Below are 1,759 nucleotides of genomic sequence, written 5' to 3'. Positions count from 1 at the left end.
TAACGACCAAGCTCACCGGCGGCAATGGAGCGCAGCGGAATGGCCGTCCGGTGCAGCGCCTTGTTGGCATGTTTCACTCATTGGTTTTCCATCAAGGGCGCCATGCACAAGGAATTCCGGATGGTTTCTTTGACTATCGGGATCAACGGCGGAGCGACACTGAGCTTTCTTATCCCGCACTGAAGGAGCCTGGGAATGTGCTCTGGTCGCCCCGCAAGTTCGCCGCACACGGAAAGGGGTAAATCGGGCACATCATCATGGGTCAAACCTAACAGTCTGAATATGACCTCCGCAGCGTCGTTGAAGTATTGCTCCACCGCCGCATTCTCCCTGTCAGCTGCAAACGCATATTGTGTTAGGTCGTTTGTGCCGAAACTCAGGAAGTCAACGTGCCTGGCGATCTCTCGCGCCGAAAGTGCCGCGGCCGGAGTTTCTATCATGGCGCCCAACTCAGGAAGAGAGGACATCTGTAATTCCGAACCCAGTTGTGTGAGATATTCTTTTACCACCGCAACATCATCTGGCACTGTGACCATGGGAACCAGAATGCGCACATCGAACTCCCTGGAAAGTTCCAGTATAGCCCGCAAACTCGTCTTGAGAAGTTCGGGATACTCACGAAGCAAGCGGATGCCTCGACGTCCTAACGAGGGATTTGTTTCCGCTAAGAGATTCATGAAGGGCAACGGTTTATCGGTGCCGAGATCTAGAAGGCGCACACAGACGGTGCGGCCCTTGGCCGCTTCAAGTGTCTGGCGCATCTCAGTGAGGAGTTCATCGGTATTGGGCGGTACAACGCGTCCCAGGTAGGCCCTCTCCATACGGTACAAACCGACTCCATCTGCGCCGTTCAACATGGCCCTTTCTGTATCATCGCTGCATCCCACATTAGCGAGTACGGAGATCGTTACATCATCTTTTGTGACCGCAGGACCCAGAGCATGCTGTCGTGCCAAGTGTTGGGTATGCTCGTTGTCATCAACCTTTCTCCGGAAGATGAGTTTCTGTTTCTCCTGGGGACGAATCGTGATGGTTCCTATGTCTGCATCCACGAGAGCCGGTGCGCCATTGGGCGCTGTGGTCAGTATATTGGAGATTCCAGAGATGCACGGCAGGCCCATTTCGCGGGCAAACAGAGCTGCATGAGAGCTGGTACTTCCGTATTCCAGAAGAACGGCCGAGACGGATCGACCAGAGAGAAAAACAGTATCCGACGGGAGTAAACGCGAGGTAACGAGCACACTGGCGCGGGGGATCTCGTCCAATGGGTGAACCGTGATCCCCGCAAGGGCATTAGACAGGCGGAACGAAATATCCCGCATGTCGTCACCTTTGTCTCTGGCGATCTGCGACTCCATCAATAGAAACCGCTTCTCCCAGCGCAAGAAGACCGTCTTTACGGCGCTGCTTGCGGTTACCAGGTTGTCAAGGATCTCTTTTTTTAATTCCGCTCTCAATGAGGCGTCATCTACTATGAGTTGATGAGCCCCGAAAACGCTGGCAAGCCTCGAATCGATTTCCCTTTCGACTCTGGCAGCCAAGGTGACGAGATCATCCGAAATATTCGCTGTAGCGACATCAAGACGTGAAAACTCTTCTTCGACGTTGTGTCGCTCTATGTCCACTGGGGCATCTATTGGGCCAAGTATGTTGCGGTGGACATGGATAATTCCCTCCGCTAGCCCAGGCGAGATCGGGGTTCCTTGGAGTATTAGCGTTTTTTCTTTTTCAGACATGGTGCTCCATTCTATTGCCAACG

1 protein-coding gene is annotated in these 1,759 nt (G+C 53.5%); it reads right to left on the bottom strand.

All coding sequences use genetic code 11. The features are described 5' to 3' along the window. Positions 1 to 77 precede the first annotated feature (77 nt). Positions 78 to 1,759 (bottom strand): phosphoenolpyruvate--protein phosphotransferase (ptsP, locus tag CALK_RS11605; RefSeq protein WP_204365318.1); only part of this gene is annotated, 1,682 nt, incomplete at its 5' end.

The organism is Chitinivibrio alkaliphilus ACht1 (genome assembly GCF_000474745.1).
GTDB lineage: Bacteria > Fibrobacterota > Chitinivibrionia > Chitinivibrionales > Chitinivibrionaceae > Chitinivibrio > Chitinivibrio alkaliphilus.
The sequence above is the reverse complement of the archived record's forward strand: the minus strand, read 5'-3'. Positions and strand labels throughout refer to the sequence as shown.